We start from the raw sequence: 19,256 nt of genomic DNA, 5'->3' as shown, positions 1-19,256 counted from the left end.
CATCATCGCGATTGCACCGGCTGACCTTGCCAGCCGGTGCAATTTTTTCATTTCTACCTCTTCCGCTTCTTCGGCTCGAAGGGATTCTCGGAGGCCTTGAAGTGGATTCGGATCGGCACGCCCGGCAGGTCGAAGTCGGTGCGCAGGCCGTTGGTCAGAAAGCGCACATAGGAGTCCGGCAGCGCTTCGGGCCGCGTACAGGAAATCATGAAGCCCGGCGGACGGGCCTTCACCTGGGTCATGTACTTCAGCTTCAGCCGGCGGCCGGATACAGCCGGCGGCGGATGCTGGACCTGCTGCGACTCGAGCCAACGGTTCAGCCGCGCCGTCGAGATCCGGCGATTCCAGACCCGGTCCGTGTCGATGATTGACTGCATCAACTTGTCCAGCCCGCGCCCCGTCTGGCCGGAAATCGGCACCGCGCGGATACCGCGCGCCTGCGGCACAAGCCGTTCCGTCTTTTCGCGCAGTTCGGCGAGCACCGCTTGCGGGTCCTCGATCAGGTCCCATTTGTTGAAGGCGAGCACGGCCGCGCGTCCCTCGCGCAGCACGAGATCGACGATCTGCAGGTCCTGCTTCTCGAACGGAATGGTGGCGTCGAAGACGATGACGACCGTTTCGGCGAAGCGGATGGCGCGCAGGCCGTCCGCGACCGACAGCTTCTCCAGTTTCTCCTGCACCCTGGACTTGCGCCGCATGCCGGCGGTGTCGAACATCTTGATCGTGCGCCCACGCCATTGCCATTCGACGGAGATGGAATCGCGGGTGATGCCCGCCTCAGGGCCGGTCAGAAGCCGGTCTTCGCCGAGGAAGCGATTGATCAGCGTCGACTTTCCGGCGTTCGGCCGGCCGACGATCGCAACCCGCAGCGGCTTCGTCTCGTCATAGGCGGGCTCCTCCTCGTCCGCGTCTTCGCCGGCGACGTGGGGAACGTCGACATTCGTGACGGCCTCGTCGTCCTTGCGCGGGAAGGCGCGCTCCTCGCCAATCGCCGCGACGATCGCATCGCGAAGATCGAGCATGCCCTGCCCGTGCTCGGCGGAAATCGGCGTCGGTTCGCCAAGACCAAGCGTGAAAGCGTCGTAGAAGCCGGCGTCGGAGCCGCGAGCCTCGGATTTGTTGGCGACCAGAACGACGGGCCTGCCGTGACGGCGCAGCATCTCCGCCAGCGCCTGGTCGACCGGGGTCAGCCCCGTCTTGGCATCGACAACGAACAGCGACAGGTCTGCCTCGTCGATCGCCGCCTCCGTCTGCGCCCTCATGCGCCCCTGCAGCGTCTCGGGTGCCGCCTCCTCGAGGCCGGCGGTATCGACGACGCGGAACCGGAGGTCAACGAGCCTGGCCTCGCCCGGACGACGATCGCGGGTAACGCCGGGCGTGTCATCGACCAGCGCGAGCTTCTTGCCCACCAGGCGGTTGAACAGCGTGGACTTGCCGACATTGGGGCGCCCGACAATGGCGACGGTGAAACTCATTACCTGTTCCGTTCAGATTGAGCCGCGCGCACGCGGCTTCAGGAGGCCTTGCCGCTGGCGGTGATCAGGTCCAGCATGATCTGCGCACGGTTGGCGAGGTTGCGCGGGCTTTCCGCGTCGCCGGTGATCTCTTCGAACCACTCCTTCGCACGCTTGAAGTCGCCGTGCTTGTAGGCGGAGAGGCCAAGCACCTCGCGGGCGGAATGGCGCATCGCACTGGCGGGGTTCGCCAATTGCTCGGCTTCGGCCGACACGTCCTCATACGAGGCGCCGTCGACCAGGAGATAGGCCGCGCGCAGGCGGGCGGCATCGCGCAGCGCCTGCGGGATGGAGCCGTCCTTGGCGATCGCGGCAAACGCCGCTACGGCACCGGCCGTGTCGCCGCTTTCCGCCAGAAGCGAGGCGGAGCGCATGCGCGCCAGCACCGGATAGGCACCGAAGCCGTCCTTTTCCAGAGCGGCGAGTTCCTTCTGCCCTTCCTCCTTCTTATCCTCGCGGATCAGCGTGAGGGCGGAAAGGAACCGGTCGCCGGCGGCGGAGGCCTCGGTCTCCCGCCAAAATTCATAGCCCACCTTGCCGATCGTGCCGAGGACGAGCAGGACCGCCGCGCCGATCAGAACACGGCCGAACTTCCTCCAGATGGCACGCATCTGGTCGGAGCGGAGTTCCTCATTGACTTCGCGGATAAAACTGTCGTCTTGATTTGCCATTCTCGGTCCGGCTTTCACAAATGATCGGATTTCGCGCTTCTACCTGATTTTTGGCGCGTTGTAAGGGGGCAGCGGCGAATTCGGCCGCCGGCCCTTCCGGTTACATCACCAGCGGAGCAACGCCGATCACCCATTCGTGCAGCTTCAGCACGATCACACCATAGAGCGCCACACCGAGCACGATGGCGATGAGGTCGTAGAGAACCGAAACGAAAACGGGCAGCTTCGCTTCACCGGAGGCAATCCGCTTCTTCAGCGTGATGCGCAGGATCACCGCCCAGACGAGGATTGCTCCAAAGAGCAGCACCGAATAGCTCTCTCCATTGGCCAGCAGGTGCGAGAACGCCCAGAGCTTGATCGCAACCAGCGCAGGAAACTTCAGCTTCGTGCGGATGTAGCCGGCCGGCAGGAAGGCTGCGACAAGGCAGACGGAGGCGATCAGCATCAATGTCAGGGTGATGTGGGCCATGAAGACGGGCGGCTGGTAAAGGATACTGCCGCCGGCCTCGCGGGCCTGGACGAAACCATACGCCATCATCACGAGGCTGAGCAGCGAGACGATGCCGTGAACCGCCATGAAGCCGGACTTGCCAAGGCTGGCAATCGCACTCGCCCGCAGTCCGGGCGCGAAGGGGCGCACCAGATGGGTGGCGATGAAAAGAATGATACCGGCAACCAGCAAAGTCATGGAAATCCGCCTTCCGTCAATGGAATCCGATTTAGGTCCTTGTTCTTTCGCATATCTTTTGTCCTGAAACCGTTTCCCGCTTTCGGGAGACATGCTGTAGTCATGGGATAGCGTTCCCCACAGGCAATTTCCAGTGGGAACACGGCTTTGCCGCATTCGCGAAGGATTAGGCCCCTTTGCAAATTGCCGCGGTAGTCATGATACGTCCCAGCCTTTCCTCCCTTCTTGCCCTTTCCCTCACCAGCCTTCCGGTTCTCGCAAGCGACGCGCAGCAAGCCGGCGTAAAGCCGGAACAGCTCGTGATCGTCTCGTTCGACGGCGCGCACGACAACACACTGTGGGAGAGAAGCCGGGCGATCGCACAGCGAACAGGGGCGCATTTCACCTATTTCCTTTCCTGCACCTTCATGATGACGAAGGAGAACCGCAAGAGCTACCAGGCGCCGCACGAGAAACGCGGCAAGTCGAATGTCGGTTTTGCCCCGGACGACGCCGATGTGCTCGCAAGGCTCGACCAGATCTGGCAGGCACGCAGCGAAGGGCACGACATCGGCAGCCACGCCTGTGGCCATTTCGACGGCGCAAAATGGAGTGCAGAGGACTGGGCGCAGGAGTTCGAATTTTTCCGCAACACGCTACGCGATGCCTGGCAGAATGCCGGAGCCGCGGAGCGCGAGCCCCTCGAATGGAGGGATTTCGCCGAGAAGGAAATCATCGGCTTTCGCGCACCCTATCTGTCATCCAGTCCGGCGCTGCACAAGGCGTTGCACAGCTTCGGCTTTCGCTATGACGCCAGCACCGTTTCGAAAGGGCCGACAGTTCCAGGCGTCGGCGACGACCTTGTTCGCTTCGCGCTGCCCTTAATTCCGGAGGGGCCTTCGGCCAAGCCGGTGGTGGCGATGGACTACAACCTCTACGTCCGCCACTCGCGCGGCAAGGAGGACGCCGGAAACAGCACGACGTACGAGGAGCGGACGCTCGCCGCCTTTCGCGCCGCCTTCGAGAAGCAGTATTCCGGCGAGCGCATCCCGCTCCAGTTGGGCTTCCACTTCGTGGAGATGAACGCCGGCGCTTACTGGCGTGCGCTCGACCGTTTTCTGAGCGAAACGTGCGGCAAGCCCGAGGTTGCCTGCGTCAGCCACCGCGAGGCGCTGGACAGGCTGGCGACGTCGAAGGCGGGCGAGACCGCCTCCGAGGGGCTCTGATCGTTTCCTACTGTGCCAGTTCCTCGACGCCGCCGGCGGCGATGAACTCCTCGTCGATGGACGGCAAGGGCTTTTCGTCGATCGATGCTTCGAACGCCTTCAGACGCTTGTAGATCGAGATCAGCTCGATCACCGTCGGCCAGGAATTGACGAGGTACTGGAACGAACTCGTCACCTGCGAAAACGCTCCCTGAATCTGCTGGAACAGCCCGTAGGTGATGCTGGCAGTCACCAGCGACGGCACCAGCAGGAACAGCGGAAAAATGTTGTCCGTCTGCAGGTAGAAATATCGTGCGACGTTGAAATACATGTAGTGGAAATAGAGCCGGAAATAGTTCTTCCGGACGTTGTCGAACAGTTCGCGAACCGTTGGCGGCTGCGCGCGCTCGGCATGGTCCTCGCCATAGACGAGTTCCTTGCGATAGGCCGCCTCGACACGCTGGTTGCGGAATTCCAGCCCCGGCAGCTTCACGCCGACAACGGCGAGCATCACGGTGCCGAAGATTGACCAGAAGATTGCCGCCGTGACCAGCGGATAGGGAATGGAGCCGACGATCGGCAGATCTTTGATACTTGCCGAGAGCGTATGCAGCACCGGCAGGAAGGCGATCAGCGTCATGAAGGAATCGACCAGCCTGATGCCAAGGCCTTCCACCGTGCTGGCAAAGCGCATCGTGTCTTCCTGGATACGCTGTGAGGCACCCTCGATGTGACGCACCTTCGGCCAGACCGAGATATAGAAGTTGTTCATCGCGTTGCGCCAGCGGAAGACGTAATGGCTGGTAAAGAAGGCGATGAGCACTGCAGCAATGATGTAGACGGTCGCAAGCTGGAAGAAGATGAAAACGTAGCCGTAGATTTCCTCGGCGCTGACGGTGTTGGGCGCCTTCAGCGCCTCGACGATGCGGTCATAGGTCGGACGGCGCCAGTTGTTGAGCGCCACGCTGATATCGACGGAGAAATAGACGGTGAAGATGAGAAGGGCTGAACCCCAGACGGACCACAGGCGCCACGGCTGGTCGGTTGCGCGGATCTGCCAGTAGAGGCAGAACACCGCCATCGTCGAGATGAAATAGATATAGAACCAGATCGAGGCCGTGGTGAAGAAATGACCGAGACCGATCGGCGGCTCCTGCCCTTCGGCCAGCGGCGGCAAGCCGAGCGCCGCACCTAAACTTTCGCCGAACAAATACCAGAAGCCGACAACCACGGCCGTCCAAAGAAGTGCGGAAAGGAAAAACTTCTTCGGCTCGGGAAAAAAGGAGTGTAACAAGGCCGTCTTCTCTCATTGCGGGAACAGGTCGTCCGTTCCGGTTCGGCGGAAACTAGAGCAGTTTACCAACGGCAACAATTGCCGGCACTGTCCATTACCGAGATTTAATAGAGCTTTCGCCAACTGCAGGCAGTGTAACCAGTGCTGCAATCGCCAGGATTGCAGCTGCCATCAGGCTCGGAAGGACGTAGCTGCCACTGCCTGCGGCAAGCCAGCCGGCGGCCAGTGGTCCGACGATCTGCCCCACGCCGAAGGCCGCGGTCATCGTCGCCAGGGACCGACGGGGGCTTTCCGGCGCCATGGCGCGGCCGAGTTGCAGTCCGTAGGCCGTGATGACCACGAAGGTCGCACCGAGCAGCACGCCACCCACCAAAACCGAAAACGGCATCGGCAGGACTACGGTGGCAGCGACCCCGAACGCCTCCAGCACGAGCGCAGCTCGATATCCACCGAGCAAGCCAAGCCTGCGCTCCGGCCACTTCCAGACGGCGAGCGAGAGCGCCGCCGTCAAACCGGTGGCGAACCAGGTCAGCGCTTCGAGCAAGGGATCGGCGCCGCCTTCGCGGACGATCGCGACGATGAACGTTGCCGTGACGACATAGCCGATGCCGAACAGCCCGTAGCTCAGCGTCAGCAATGCAAACGGACGCGTCCAGCGAAGCGGCGGCTCTGGCCTGGTCGACACCCCGGCGGCGGTTTGCGGCAGGAGCATGCTCACCGCCACGAGAGCAAGGCTCGTTAAAACTGCCGCAACGATCCAGTCCAGCCGCCAGACCGCAAATCCGCCCTGCTCGAACGCGGAAAGCCCGAGGACCAGCAACGACGAAACTGCTATTCCGGCACCGACGCCGGAGAAGTGGATGACGGGCACGCGTGTATCGCCGGCGGCAAGCCCGTGGGAAAGCACGATGCCAGACGTGAACACCAGCCCGAAGGCGCTGGCCAGTCCGGCAAGGAAGCGGATGATGACGAAGGCCGGCAAGGTGCCGGCAATTCCCATGGCGGCAAGCAGGACAGCATTCGCAGCAAGTGCCAACAGCGCAAGCCGCCGCTCGTGCCCTGCCGCCCAGCCATAGGCGGCAAGTATGGCGCCGGCGAGGTATCCCGCGAAGTTGGCAGCGGCGATCAGACCGCTCTGCGCCGGGTCGAGATGAAGGTCCGCCATCATCGCCGGCAGCACCGGCGTGTAGAAGAACCGCCCGAATCCCATGACGGAAGCGAGCGTTATCGCGCCGGCAATCGCGACGGGCAGCGGATGGGTGACGGACGATTTGGAAACGTGCAGCATGGCGACAAGCTATTGCAGCGCAGCACGGCCCGGCAAACGACAATTTCTGATGCCTTGCCGATTTTACTTGAAGGATAGCGGGCCCGCGGCTCTAGCCGGGCAAGGTCAGGATCAGCGGACCGTTCTTCGTCGCCACGACGGTGTGCTCGAACTGCACCGTCGGTGCGCGCGGTTCGCTGTAGAGCGTCCAGTCGTCGTCGCCGTTCTCCGCCCAGTTCGCGCCGAGCGACAGGAACGGCTCGACGGTGAAGACGAGGCCGTCGGTCATCATCCGCTTTTCGCGCGGATCGGGCCAGGTGGCGATTTCCGAGGGTTCTTCGTGGAGGGAGCGGCCGACGCCATGGCTCGCGAGATTGCTGACCAGCGTATAGCGGTTCTTGCGGGCGAAGGCGCCGATCGCGTTGCCGATCGCCGAGAGCGGCCTGCCTGCCTTGATCTCCTTCAGCCCGACCCACATGGCGCGCTTGCCGTCGCGACAAAGACGATCGACATTCGGTGCGACGCGGCCGACCGTGAACGATGCCCCGGTGTCGGCGAAATAACCGTCGAGTTCAGCGGAGACATCGATGTTGACGAGGTCGCCCTCGGCGATGACCCGGTCACCGGGGATGCCATGGGCAACTTCCTCGTTGACGCTGATGCAGGTCGCGCCCGGAAATTCGTAGCAGGCTTCCGGCGCCGAACGGGCGCCCGCCTCTTCCAGCAGCCGCCGGCCGATCAGATCCAGCTCTGCCGTCGTCATGCCAGGCCGAATGGAGGCGCCCATGTGCTGGAGCACATTGCCGCAAAGGCGGCCGATCGCCTGCATGCCACGCAGGTCTTCGTCGTTGTTCAGTGTCATCTTGTCTCGCTTTCGGCGGCTCCTTATCACGACTTCGCGCGGAAAACCATTCGCTTAGCTTGCGGTTTGATCCTGCTCGGCAAGGGCCTTGCGGACCAATGGCGCCACCTTGGCGCCGTAGAGCTCGATCCCCCGCATGATCTGGTCGTGCGGCATCAGCCCGATCGCCATCTGCAGCACGAACCGGTCGTTGCGGAAGATCTTGTGGTGGGCGACGATCTTGTTTGCCACCGCCTCCGGATCACCGAGAAAGAGATGTCCCTCCGGCCCGGTTGCGAGATCGAACTGCGCCCGGCTCGTCGGCCCCCAGCCGCGTTCGGCACCGATCCGGTTCATTACCGTCGCCTGCGGCCCGTAAAACTGATCCGCAGCACCTTCGAACGTATCCGCGATGAAGCCGTGCACGTTGATGCTGGTCTTCAGCGTCGACGCCGCCTGTCCGGCCCGGTTGGCGGCCTCGCGATAGAGGTCGAAGAGCGGCGCGTAGCGCGCGGGCGTGCCGCCGATGATCGCCAGCGCCAGCGGCAGACCGTAAGCGCCGGCGCGGGCGACCGATTGCGGCGTGCCGCCGACGGCAATCCAGATCGGCAGCTTTCCGTGCAACGGCCGTGGATAGACACCAAGGCCGGGAATCGGAGCGCGCAACTCGCCGCGCCAGGTGACTTTCTCGCTGTCGTTGATCGCCAGAAGCAGGTCGAGCTTTTCCTCAAACAGCCGGTCGTAGTCCTTGAGGTCGTAACCGAACAGTGGAAACGATTCGATAAAGGAGCCGCGGCCCGCCATGATCTCCGCCCGCCCGCCCGACAGAAGGTCAAGCGTGGCGAACTGCTGGAAGACGCGCACCGGATCGTCCGACGACAGCACGGTGACGGAACTGGAAAGCCGGATCCGTTTCGTGCGCGCGGCGGCCGCGGCGAGGATGACGGGCGGCGCCGAGGCGGCATAGTCCGGCCGGTGATGCTCGCCGAGGCCGAAGACATCGAGACCGACCTGATCGGCAAGCTCGATCTCTTCCAGAAGCTGCCGCAACCGGCGCTCGCCTTCCCTCCCCCTGTCGGCGGCTGCGGGATCGACGTCGGCAAAGGTGTGAAGGCCAAGTTCCATGGATGCGCTCCGGATTGTCAACTGCGCCTAGAGATATGGACGCAAGCAAGCGCTGGAAAGGGCGGAAATGGAAACAATGCGTTCGCAAGTGTGCTCCCGGCCTGGGGCGTTCGATCAGAGTGTCGAGGCCACCTCCTCCAACTGCTCGGCGACCTTGCCCCACCCCTCGTGGAAGCCCATCTTCTCGTGCGCCTGGCAGTCTTCCACGCTCCAGTGGCGGGCGATCGCGGTGTAGCGGGTCTTGCCGTTGCCGGCGTCCTCGAAGAGGATTTCGGCGGCGAAGAACGCCTTCTCGGTCGGCTTCCAGTCCGGCCCGAACGCGTCGGTGAAGATCAGGCGCCTATCCTTCTCGACCTTCAGAAGCACTCCGGTCGAGTCCATGTGGAAGTCGTTCGGCCCGCGCATGACGGTGCGGAACTTGCCGCCGTCGCGCGGCTCGATCTCCACGACAGGCGTCTCGTAGGGTTTCGGTGCAAACCACTGCGTCATCAGTTCAGGCGTCGTCCAGGCCTTGAAGAGCTGGGCGGGCGTGGCATTGAGGATGCGGGTCAACACCAGTTCGCGGTCGTTTGCGGGGGTGATCTCGGCAGTCTGGTCCATGATCGGTTTCCTCGTTTCGGTGGGTTGGTTTGCAGCAAGGACGAGCGACACATCGGCCATCCGACATCGGCGCCGGAAAATTCTAAGCGCCCGCCGCCATGTCGCGCGTCAGGCAATCGAGGTGCTGGCGGATATGTGCCGCCTCGGCCGGCGTCGTGGCCAGGGCGATCGCCCGCTCGAAGGCCTCGTGCGCCTCGCGCCCCCGGCCGAGTTGCTTCAGCAACCCGCCCCTCAGCCCATGGAAATAGAAATAGCCGGACAGGCGTTCCTCCAGCGGGGCAATGAGTGCCAGTGCCGCCTCCGGTCCGTGCAATTTCGACACCGCGACCGCGCGGTTCAGCGTCACCACCGGCGAGGGCTGGAGACGTTCGAGCGACTGGTAGAGCAGATCGATCTCGGCCCAGTCCGTGTCCTCGGCCCGCGCCGCGCGTGCATGGAGAGCGGCAATCGCCGCCTGGATCTGGAACGGGCCGGGCTTGCGATGCCGGATCGCCTTGTCGAGCAGCGCAAGCGCCTCGCGGATCATCCGATCGTCCCACAAACTGCGGTCCTGGTCCTCCAGCAGCACGATCTGGCCGTTCGCGTCGAACCGTGCCTTCAATCGCGAATGCTGCAAGAGAAGCAGGGCGGTCAGGCCCATGATCTCCGGTTCCGAGGGAAAAAGCCGCAGCAGCAGTCGGGCAAGCCGGATCGCCTCTTCGCAAAAGGGCTTGTCTGCACGCTCGGTCTCGCCCGCCGAGTAACCTTCATTGAAGACGAGGTAGATCATCGCTGCGACGACGCCGAGACGTTCTGAGCGCGACATCGCGTCCGGCGTTTCGAACGGCAGGCCGGCTGCGGCGATCTTCGCCTTGGCCCGCGTGACGCGCTGCTCCATCGCCGCTTCCGAGACGAGGAAGGCGCGGGCGATCTGACGGACCGACAGGCCGGAAACGATGCGCAGCGCCAGCGCGATCTGCTGCGTCGCCGGCAGGTCGGGATGACAGCAGACGAACAGCAGCCGCAGGATGTCGTCGCGATAATGCGATCCGTCCAGCCGTTCGGCGAGATCGCCTTCGACGTCGTCGAGATCGGACAGTATCTCCTCCGGCGGCAGCGGCGCCTGGCGGGCGCGCTTGCGCAATTGGTCAATCCCGCTGTTGCGGCCGACGAAGATCAGCCAGGCGACCGGATCGCGCGGCGGCCCCTTCTCCGGCCATGTCCGCACCGCCCGCAGGCAGGCCTCCTGAAACGCCTCTTCGGCAAGGTCGAGGTCACGGAAATAACGCAAAAGCGCGCCCATCGCCTGCGGACGGGCGGAGGTCAGGGCAAGATCGATCCAGCCAAGTTCGCTCACAGCGGTTCCAGTGCTCCACCCGGTTTGAAGACCCGCAACGGCCGGATCTCATAGGCTCCGGCGCCGGGATTGGCGACGGCGAGTTCCTTGGCAAAGGCGATCGCCTCGTCGAGCGTCTCCACGTCCACAAGGAAGAAGCCGAGGAACTGTTCCTTCGTCTCGGCAAAGGGACCGTCGATGACGAAGCTCTCGCCTGGCGTCTTGCGCAGCGTCGTCGCCGCCGTCGTCGGCATCAACCGCGCCACCGGTCCGAGCTTGCCGGCGGCGGCGTATTTCTTCTCCACCGCGGCGAGGTCGGACATAACCTTGTCCTCCTCTTCCTTGCTCCAGGCAGAGACGGCTTCCTCGGAATTGTAGCAAAGCACGGCGTAAAGCATCGTTCACTCCCATCGTTGGAAAGACGTAGGAGTAACGCCGATGTCGACAGGGCGCATCGGATTATTTTTGATTTTTGATAGAAGGCTCTTCTGGATCAGATCTTGAACACGTCGTCCTGACAGAAAACGATGACATAGCCGCCGTCGGGCTCAGCCTGATTGGCCCACGCCCGCAGTTGCGTATGATATGGCTCGCCCCGCCAGATGTCGGGATGATCAGGGTCGACAAGCACTGTGATCTGGGGCCCTTGCCGGTAGATCATCATGTGCGAGCGGGATGGCTGCCACGCTTCCCCGAGCCCTTGTTCGGTCATCCAGAGACAGAGAAAATCCCGGCAGACCGAAGGCCGATCCGTATAGATCGAACAGCCCTTGCCCTCGATGCAATACCGGCACCAGGCATTCGCCGGTTTATCGAAGAGATCGATATCGGGCAGCCGGCAACAGAGCGTGCAGGTTCCGCAGGATCGGCCTGCAACAGGGGTCGGGGATGGGTGCATGGCCGACGCATAGCATTTGCAAGCGAGGTCCAGAAGAGCCCTACCCCGCGCTCAACGTCCGCCGCACCGCATCCCGCCAGCCGGCGATCTTGGCGGCGCGCGCCTTCTCGTCCATCTGCGGCTCGAAGCGCCTGTCGCGCGCCCAGGTTTTTGCGATCCCCGTCTTGTCCGGCCAGACCCCGGCACGGTGCCCGGCAAGCCAGGCGGCGCCGAGCGCCGTCGTCTCCAGGATCATCGGCCGGTCGACCGGCGCATCGAGGATGTCGGCGAGCCGCTGCATCGTCCAGTCGGAGGCGACCATGCCGCCATCGACGCGCAAGACGGTCTCGCTGTCGCCATTCTTCCAGTCGCCATGCATCGCGTCGAGCAGGTCGCGCGTCTGATAGCAGACGGCTTCCAGGGCTGCACGGGCGAACTCGGCGGGACCGGTGTTGCGGGTCATGCCGTAGATCGCGGCGCGCGCCTCCGCATCCCAATGCGGCGCGCCGAGGCCGGTGAAGGCAGGCACCAGATAGACATCCTGCATCGGGTCGGCCTTCGCCGCGAGTTCGCTCGCCTCGGGAGCCGCGCCGATGATCTTCAGCCCGTCGCGCAGCCATTGAACGGCGGCGCCGGCGATGAAGATCGAGCCTTCGAGGGCATAGGTCGTCTCGCCGTTCAGCCGATAGGCGATCGTCGTCAGCAGCCGGTTCTTCGAGCGCACCATGTCCGCGCCGGTGTTCAAAAGCGCAAAGCAGCCAGTGCCATAGGTGGATTTCATCATGCCGGGCTCGAAGCAGGCCTGGCCGATCGTCGCCGCCTGCTGGTCGCCGGCAACACCGAGGATCGGCACCGCGGCGCCGAGATGCTCCCTTACGCTGACGCCGAAATCGGCTGCGCAGTCGAGCACCTCCGGCAGCATGGCCTTCGGCACGTTCAGGATGTCGAGGAGTTCGTCGTCCCAGGCATTGGTCGCGATGTTGTACATCAGCGTGCGGCTGGCATTGGTCGCATCGGTCCTGAAGACCTTGCCGCCGGTCAGGCGCCAGATCAGGAACGTGTCGACGGTGCCGAAGCACAGTTCGCCGCGTGCCGCCCGTGCCCGTGCGCCCTCCACGTTGTCGAGGATCCAGGCCAGCTTCGTACCCGAAAAATAGGGGTCCAGGAGCAGTCCGGTCTTCGCGGTGAAGGTCTCTTCGAGACCCTGCTTCTTCAGTTCCTCGCAGTGGCTCGCGGTGCGTCGATCCTGCCAGACGATCGCGTTGTGGATCGACCGGCCGCTGTCCCGCTCCCACACCACGGTGGTTTCGCGCTGATTGGTGATACCGATGCCGGCGAGGTCGGCGGCACCGATCCCTGCGTGCTCGAGCGCCACGCGCGCCGACCAGATCACGCTCTCCCAGATTTCCTCGGGATTGTGCTCGACCCAGCCGGACTTGGGAAAGAGCTGTGCAAACTCGCGCTGCCCCGAGCCGACGACGCGCTGGTTGCCGTCAAACACGATTGCCCGGCTCGATGTCGTGCCCTGATCGATCGCGAGTATGTAACCGCCCATATAATCCTCCCGGCGTCGACGGCCGCTCCCGACGACCTTTCGATTTTTTCAATATGCCATCAAATCGAATGCCAAAGGAAAGTAAAGCGCAAACAGGACTCACAACTATTGGCATGTTGGAGACCGAATAGCCGATTGCAACCCTCCAGTCTTTGCGCGTAGGCTACCGCGAAGGCTGCTGGATAGAAATGGGAGAAGCAGACATGAAAACGGCCGTCGTCACCGGCTCCACCAGCGGCATCGGCCTGGCCATCGCCACCGCCTTTGCGAAAAGCGGGACCAATGTCCTCATCAACGGCCTTGGCAGCCTGACGGAAGTGGAGGCCATTCGCGAGCGGCTCGAAGGCCTTGGCGACGGCAAGGTGATCTTCCACCCGGCCGACATGACCAAACCGCCAGAAATCGCCGACCTGATGGCGGTCGCCGCATCCGAATTCGGCGGCGTCGACATCCTGGTCAACAATGCCGGCATCCAGCATGTCGAGAAGATCGAGGATTTCCCGGTCGAGAAGTGGGACCAGATCATCGCGATCAACCTGTCGAGCTCGTTCCACACGATCCGGGCGGCGATCCCCGGCATGAAAGCGAAAGGCTGGGGCCGCGTCATCAACATCGCCTCGGCCCACGGCCTCATCGCTTCGCCGTTCAAGGCCGCCTATGTGGCGGCGAAACATGGTATCATGGGCCTGACCAAGAGCGTGGCGCTGGAAGTTGCCGAGAACGGCATCACCGTCAACGCCATCTGCCCCGGCTACGTGCTGACGCCGCTCGTTGAAAAGCAGATCCCCGACACGGCGCGCGCGCGCGGCATCAGCGAGGCGCAGGTCAAGTCGGACGTCATGCTGAAATTCCAGCCGACCAAGGAATTCGTGTCCGTGGAAGAGGTGGCGTCCACCACCCTGTTCCTGGCCAGCGACGCCGCCCGCTCGATCACCGGCACGCACATCTCCATCGACGGCGGCTGGACGGCGCAGTAGCTACGCGAGATCAGGTTTCATGCAGATTCAGGCCAACACCATCCGTTTTATTCTCAATGATGAGGAAGTCTCGCTTGCCGACGTTCCGGCGACGCGCACGCTTCTCGACTGGCTCCGGCTACATCGCCGGCTGACCGGGACCAAGGAGGGCTGCGCCGAAGGCGATTGCGGCGCCTGCACGGTGCTGGTCGGCCGACTGCTCGACGGGGCGCTCGTCTATGAAAGCGTCAACACCTGTATCCGGCTCCTGGGCTCGATGAACGCGACCCATGTCGTCACCGTCGAGCATCTCGCCTCTGACGATGGCGCGCTGCACCCGGTGCAACAGGCGCTGATGGACAACCACGGCTCGCAATGCGGATTCTGCACACCCGGCTTCGTCATGTCGCTCTACGGGCTGTGGCTGGCCAACGATCGGCCCGGCCGGCCGGAAATCGAACGAACGTTGCAGGGCAATCTCTGTCGCTGCACCGGCTACGAGCCGATCGTCAAGGCGGCCGAAGCGATCGCCGAAACGCGGCCGAGCACCGTCTTCGACCCGATCGAACGCGCCCGCGCGCAGATCAAGGAGAAGCTTGCGGCACTCGCACCGAGAGAGACGATCCGGCTCGGTGCTCCGGGGGACCGGGTCATCGTGCCCGCTTCCGTCGAGGATCTGGCCGATGTGCTCGCACAGGAGCCGAAGGCGACGGTGGTTGCCGGCTCGACCGATGTAGGCCTCTGGGTGACCAAGCAGATGCGCGACCTCGATCCGGTCGTCTTCATCAATCATCTGCCAGAGTTGCAAGCGATCTCCTACAGTGCCGGCGGACTCACGATCGGCGCCGGCGTGACTTACACGCAGGCCTGCGACGCGCTGGCCGAGCTCGTCCCGGCGCTGGGCCCGCTGATTGCCCGCATAGGCGGCGAGCAGGTGCGCAACATGGGCACGATCGGCGGCAACATCGCTAACGGTTCGCCGATCGGCGACACGCCGCCGCCGCTGATCGCGCTTGGCGCGCGGCTGACCTTGCGTTCCGCCTCCGGCCGGCGCGAACTGCCGCTCGAAGAGTTCTTCATCACCTACGGCAAGCAGGACCGCCGCCCCGGCGAATTCGTCGAAAGCCTGTTCGTACCCACGCTGCCCGCGGGCGAGCAATTTGCCGTCTACAAGGTTTCGAAGCGACGCGACGAGGACATTTCGGCACTCTGCGGCGCCTTCCGGATTGCACTAGACCCGAGCGGGCACGTCAGCGACGCGCGCATCTGTTTCGGCGGGATGGCCGGAACGCCGAAACGGGCGAGCCATGTCGAGGCGTTCCTCAAGGGCAAGCCCTGGACGGAAGAGACGGTCTCGGCCGCGCGTTCGGCCTTCGAGAAGGACTACACCCCGCTCACCGACTGGCGCGCGTCGGCGGACTACCGCCTGCTGGCGGCGAAGAACCTGCTGACCCGGCTCCTCCTGCAAACGTCCGGCGCACCGGCGCAGTTGGCGCGCTTCGAGGAGATGGCGTGATGGACAAGACCACCTTCGAGGACCGCAAGACGATCTCGGCGCCGATGCACTCACCGCTCCGGCACGATTCGGCCCACAAGCACGTGGCCGGCACCGCGGACTATATCGACGACATGCCGGAGCCGGAGGGCACGCTGCATGCGGCGCTCGGCATGGGCGACCGGGCGCATGCAGAGATCGTGTCGATGGACCTTTCCGCCGTGCGCGCCGCTCCCGGCGTCGTCTGGGTGATGACCGGCGCGGACGTGCCCGGCATCAACGACATCAGCCCCTCCGGCCGTCACGACGAGCCGGTGCTGGCAGAGGGCAAGGTCGTGTTCCACGGCCAGCCGATTTTCGCCGTGATCGCGCAGACGCGCGAAGCGGCACGCCGGGCGGCCCGGCTGGCGAAGATCGAGTACCGCGAACTACCGCACTGGACGGACGTCACCGACACGCTGGCGAGCGGTGCGCAACTCGTGACCGACCCGCTGACGCTTTCGCGCGGCGATGCCGACACGGGACTGGCAAGCGCCCCCCGCCGTCTCAGCGGGCAGATGCGGATCGGTGGCCAGGATCACTTCTATCTCGAAGGCCACATCGCGCTCGCCATCCCCGGCGAGGATGACGAGGTCACAGTCTGGTCCTCCACCCAGCATCCGAGCGAAGTCCAGCACATGGTCGGCCACGCGCTCGGCGTTCCCTCCAACGCGGTGACCGTGCAGGTGCGCCGCATGGGCGGCGGCTTCGGCGGCAAGGAAACCCAGTCCAACCAGTTTGCCGCCATTGCGGCGATCGCCGCCAAGAAGCTCAAGCGCCCGGTGAAATTCCGCCCCGACCGGGACGAGGACATGACGGCGACCGGCAAGCGGCACGACTTCCTCGTTTCCTACGATGCGGGCTTCGACGACGAAGGACGGATCCACGCGGTGAAGGCGAACTATGCCGCCCGCTGCGGCTTTTCCTCCGACCTCTCCGGCCCGGTCACCGACCGTGCGCTGTTCCACGCCGACAACGCCTATTTCTACCCGCATGTGAAGCTGACCTCGCAGCCGCTGAAGACCCACACCGTCTCCAACACCGCCTTCCGCGGTTTCGGCGGCCCGCAGGGGATGGTCGGCGGCGAGAGGATCATCGAGGAGATCGCCTACGCACTCGGCAAGGACCCGCTGGAGATCCGCAAGGCCAATTTCTATGGCGAGGCGGGCTCGGAGCGCAGCCTGACGCCCTATCACCAGCCGGTCGAGGACAACATCGTCGGCCGCATCGTCGATGAACTGGAACGCTCCTCAGACTATCAGGCCCGCCGCGCGGCGATCCTCGATTTCAACCGCACCAGCCGGGTGATCCGCAAGGGGATCGCGCTGACGCCGGTCAAGTTCGGCATTTCCTTCACCGCCACCTGGTTCAATCAGGCGGGCGCGCTGGTGCATGTCTATCAGGACGGCTCCATCCACCTGAACCACGGCGGCACCGAGATGGGCCAGGGCCTGTTCACCAAGGTGGCGCAGGTGCTGGCGGACGCGTTCCAGGTCGACATCACACAGGTGAAGATCACCGCGACGACGACGGCGAAGGTGCCGAACACCTCGGCCACCGCCGCCTCCTCCGGCTCCGACCTGAACGGCATGGCCGCCTTCGATGCGGCCCGCCAGATCAAGGAGCGTCTCGTCGCCTTCGCCGCGGAAAAGTGGAACGTGCCGCCGGAGGAGATCGCCTTCGTGCCGCATCATGTCCGCGTTGGCGATGCGCTGATCCCGTTTGCCGATTTCATCCGGCAGGCCTATCTCGCCCGCGTGCAGCTTTCCGCCGCCGGCTTCTACAAGACGCCGAAGATCCATTGGGACCGCGCCAAGGGCATCGGCTCGCCGTTCTACTACTTCGCCTACGGTGCCGCCGTTTCGGAGGTTTCGATCGACACGCTGACGGGCGAGTACCAGGTCGACCGCGTCGACATCCTCCACGACGTCGGTCGCTCGCTGAACCCCGCAATCGACATCGGGCAGGTCGAAGGCGCCTTCGTCCAGGGCATGGGCTGGCTGACGACGGAGGAACTGTGGTGGGACGACAAGGGGCGCCTGCGCACGCACGCGCCCTCGACCTACAAGATTCCGCTCGCTTCCGACCGGCCGAAGGTCTTCAACGTGCAACTGGCCGAGTGGTCGGAAAACGCCGAGCAGACGATCGGCCGCTCCAAGGCGGTCGGCGAACCGCCCTTCATGCTGGCGATCTCGGTACTTGAGGCGCTCTCGATGGCCGTCGCCAGCGTTGCCGACTACCGCCAATGCCCGCGCCTCGATGCGCCGGCGACGCCCGAGCGGGTTCTGATGGCGGTGGAGCGGCTGAAACACCTCTAGCGGAAGTGGTGGTGGACAGCGCACGGCGACAAACGCCGCCGTGCGCTGGGCGTGGCTCAGAAATTCCCCCTCTTGCGTGGTTCGCGGCCATCGAGAAAGCCGAGATCCCGCTTCAGATGGTCCGGCAGTGCGTCGACATCGAGCCGGGGCACGCGACGTCCCATGGACGGAAGCAGCGCGTCGACCACGGTACGCACCCACCAGTCGAATGGTGTTGGGAGCATGTGGGAAGCATGATCTGCATCCTGGCAAGCCATAATGACACCTCATGGATGATCGTTGAACTTGCTTGCAGTTTGCGCCGCGAAGTGCTCGAATTCCAATCGAACATCCGACTGGACGCATCAAGAGAGCTTATCCATGAAAATGGCGCGGCAATTCCCGCTGAACGCGATGCGCGTCTTTGACGCCGCCGCCCGCCATGGCAGTTTCACGAGGGCCGGCGAAGAACTCGGGATGACGCAGACGGCCGTCAGCTACCAAATCAAGCTCTTGGAGGATCTGCTCGGCGAGCCGCTTTTCCTGCGTCGTCCGCGGCAGATCGTGTTGACCGAAATCGGGCAGCGTCTCGCGCCGAAGGTGGCCGAGGCCTTCGGCATACTCAGCGATGCCTTCGCTTCGGTGCTTGAGGACGCGGAAGGCACGCTGGTGATCAGCTCGACCTACACGTTTTCTTCGAAATGGCTGGCGCCGCATCTCGGATCTTTCCACCTTCAGAACCCGACGGTGGCCGTGCGCCTCCTGACCGACCAGCACCTGGTCGATTTCTCGCGCGAGACGGTCGACGTCGCGCTCCGCTATGGCGACGGCAACTGGCCGGGGCTGGTAAAGCACCGGATGATGGAACTGACCTTCACGCCGATGCTCAGTCCTGCGCTTGCCGAAAGCGTCGGCGGCATCGCCAACCCGGAAGACCTGCTGAAGCTGCCGATCTTCGATCCGAGCGACCCCTGGTGGGGCCAGTGGTTTGCCGAAGCCGGCGTTCCCGGTGTCGACCTCGGCGACCGGCCACACACCTATCTGGGCACGCAGACGCTGGAGGCCGACACGGTCATGGCCGGCCACGGTGTGGCGATGCTCAATCCGGAATTCTACGCGACCGAGATCGCACTCGGCCGCCTCTACCAGCCCTTCGACATCGCCTGCACCGACGGCAAGGCTTATTGGCTGGTCTATCCCGAAAGCCGGCGCAACGTTCCGAAGATCAAGCTTTTTCGCAACTGGCTGCGTGCCGAGGTTCCGACTTTCGTCGATTGACGGGTGAATGTCACAGTGTGGCGGAATTGGCATTTTCCGCCCCTCATCCGCCCTGCCGGGCACGGAGACTCGCGGCGCCCTCTTCGCATCCTGCCCCGTCTACTCGGCAGCCAAGCGGGCCACGTCCCCTCTCCCCGCTTGCGGGGACAGGGTTAGGGTGAGGGGCAAACCGGCCACGGCCGAAGCCCTGTCTCGCGTACTGAGACTGGCGGTGGGAACTCCACGCTATCCCCTTCCCTCCCTTGCGATTTTTGCGCAAT

The 19,256-nt window shown here is 64.0% G+C and carries 18 protein-coding genes; 5 read left to right on the top strand and 13 right to left on the bottom strand.

What is annotated here, in order from left to right:
• Positions 1 to 53: 53 nt before the first annotated feature.
• The 3 genes from der to J2Y48_RS14555 form a co-directional block, all read right to left on the bottom strand.
• The gene (gene der, locus J2Y48_RS14565; RefSeq protein WP_310419265.1) at positions 54 to 1,475 is read right to left on the bottom strand and encodes a ribosome biogenesis GTPase Der; all 1,422 of its coding nucleotides are present in this window, start codon (positions 1,473 to 1,475) and stop codon (positions 54 to 56) included.
• Between the two features lie 38 nt (positions 1,476 to 1,513).
• A complete protein-coding gene (locus J2Y48_RS14560) occupies positions 1,514 to 2,185 on the bottom strand; it encodes a tetratricopeptide repeat protein (RefSeq protein ID WP_310419262.1) in 672 nt (223 codons plus the stop codon).
• Positions 2,186 to 2,285: 100 nt separating this feature from the next.
• Positions 2,286 to 2,873, bottom strand: a complete 588-nt coding sequence (locus tag J2Y48_RS14555) for an NnrU family protein (RefSeq protein WP_310419259.1) — start codon at positions 2,871 to 2,873, stop codon at positions 2,286 to 2,288.
• Between the two features lie 197 nt (positions 2,874 to 3,070).
• On the opposite strand from J2Y48_RS14555, the gene J2Y48_RS14550 reads away from it, so the two are divergent.
• Positions 3,071 to 4,078 (top strand): polysaccharide deacetylase, encoded by a 1,008-nt coding sequence (locus J2Y48_RS14550; RefSeq protein ID WP_310419256.1) that lies wholly within the window; start codon positions 3,071 to 3,073, stop codon positions 4,076 to 4,078.
• A 7-nt stretch (positions 4,079 to 4,085) separates the two neighbouring features.
• Here J2Y48_RS14550 and sbmA read toward each other — a convergent pair whose 3' ends face one another.
• The 9 genes from sbmA to glpK form a co-directional block, all read right to left on the bottom strand.
• A complete protein-coding gene (gene sbmA / locus J2Y48_RS14545; protein ID WP_310419254.1) occupies positions 4,086 to 5,351 on the bottom strand; it encodes a peptide antibiotic transporter SbmA in 1,266 nt (421 codons plus the stop codon).
• A 94-nt stretch (positions 5,352 to 5,445) separates the two neighbouring features.
• Complete coding sequence (locus tag J2Y48_RS14540) at positions 5,446 to 6,639, bottom strand: YbfB/YjiJ family MFS transporter (RefSeq protein ID WP_310419252.1); 1,194 nt, start codon at positions 6,637 to 6,639, stop codon at positions 5,446 to 5,448.
• Between the two features lie 91 nt (positions 6,640 to 6,730).
• Positions 6,731 to 7,480, bottom strand: coding sequence for a type I methionyl aminopeptidase (gene map, locus J2Y48_RS14535; protein ID WP_310419248.1), 750 nt, complete (start codon positions 7,478 to 7,480; stop codon positions 6,731 to 6,733).
• A gap of 54 nt (positions 7,481 to 7,534) precedes the next feature.
• Complete coding sequence (locus J2Y48_RS14530; protein WP_310419245.1) at positions 7,535 to 8,584, bottom strand: LLM class flavin-dependent oxidoreductase; 1,050 nt, start codon at positions 8,582 to 8,584, stop codon at positions 7,535 to 7,537.
• Positions 8,585 to 8,698: 114 nt separating this feature from the next.
• Positions 8,699 to 9,184, bottom strand: coding sequence for an SRPBCC family protein (locus J2Y48_RS14525; protein WP_310419242.1), 486 nt, complete (start codon positions 9,182 to 9,184; stop codon positions 8,699 to 8,701).
• Positions 9,185 to 9,266: 82 nt separating this feature from the next.
• The gene (locus J2Y48_RS14520) at positions 9,267 to 10,520 is read right to left on the bottom strand and encodes an RNA polymerase sigma factor (protein WP_310419237.1); all 1,254 of its coding nucleotides are present in this window, start codon (positions 10,518 to 10,520) and stop codon (positions 9,267 to 9,269) included.
• Complete coding sequence (locus J2Y48_RS14515; RefSeq protein WP_310419234.1) at positions 10,517 to 10,897, bottom strand: YciI family protein; 381 nt, start codon at positions 10,895 to 10,897, stop codon at positions 10,517 to 10,519. The genes J2Y48_RS14520 and J2Y48_RS14515 overlap by 4 nt, the downstream gene beginning before the upstream one ends.
• Before the next feature lie 95 nt (positions 10,898 to 10,992).
• Complete coding sequence (locus tag J2Y48_RS14510; protein ID WP_310419231.1) at positions 10,993 to 11,211, bottom strand: hypothetical protein; 219 nt, start codon at positions 11,209 to 11,211, stop codon at positions 10,993 to 10,995.
• 226 nt (positions 11,212 to 11,437) lie between these two features.
• Positions 11,438 to 12,931, bottom strand: coding sequence for a glycerol kinase GlpK (gene glpK / locus J2Y48_RS14505; protein WP_310419229.1), 1,494 nt, complete (start codon positions 12,929 to 12,931; stop codon positions 11,438 to 11,440).
• A gap of 203 nt (positions 12,932 to 13,134) precedes the next feature.
• Between glpK and J2Y48_RS14500 the strand changes: the two genes are divergently transcribed.
• From J2Y48_RS14500 to xdhB, 3 genes are read left to right on the top strand one after another with little or no spacing between them, the layout of a single operon-like run.
• Positions 13,135 to 13,908 carry a 3-hydroxybutyrate dehydrogenase gene (locus J2Y48_RS14500; protein ID WP_310419226.1) on the top strand — a complete coding sequence of 258 codons (774 nt, stop codon included), beginning with the start codon at positions 13,135 to 13,137 and terminating at the stop codon, positions 13,906 to 13,908.
• A 19-nt stretch (positions 13,909 to 13,927) separates the two neighbouring features.
• Positions 13,928 to 15,403, top strand: coding sequence for a xanthine dehydrogenase small subunit (gene xdhA, locus J2Y48_RS14495; protein WP_310419223.1), 1,476 nt, complete (start codon positions 13,928 to 13,930; stop codon positions 15,401 to 15,403).
• A complete protein-coding gene (gene xdhB, locus J2Y48_RS14490; protein ID WP_310419220.1) occupies positions 15,403 to 17,739 on the top strand; it encodes a xanthine dehydrogenase molybdopterin binding subunit in 2,337 nt (778 codons plus the stop codon). Before xdhA ends, xdhB begins: the two co-directional genes overlap by 1 nt.
• A gap of 56 nt (positions 17,740 to 17,795) precedes the next feature.
• Here the strand turns inward: xdhB and J2Y48_RS14485 are convergent, their stop codons facing one another.
• Entirely contained in the window at positions 17,796 to 17,963 is a 168-nt protein-coding gene (locus tag J2Y48_RS14485; protein ID WP_310419217.1) for a hypothetical protein, read from the bottom strand.
• Positions 17,964 to 18,099: 136 nt separating this feature from the next.
• Here J2Y48_RS14485 and J2Y48_RS14480 point away from each other — a divergent pair, with 136 nt between their 5' ends.
• Positions 18,100 to 18,996 (top strand): LysR substrate-binding domain-containing protein, encoded by an 897-nt coding sequence (locus tag J2Y48_RS14480; protein WP_310419214.1) that lies wholly within the window; start codon positions 18,100 to 18,102, stop codon positions 18,994 to 18,996.
• The last annotated feature ends 260 nt before the right edge of the window (positions 18,997 to 19,256 follow it).

It is taken from the genome of Mycoplana sp. BE70 (assembly GCF_031455855.1).
In the GTDB taxonomy this organism is placed as follows: Bacteria; Pseudomonadota; Alphaproteobacteria; order Rhizobiales; family Rhizobiaceae; genus Mycoplana.
This window is presented reverse-complemented; position numbering and strand designations above follow the sequence as displayed.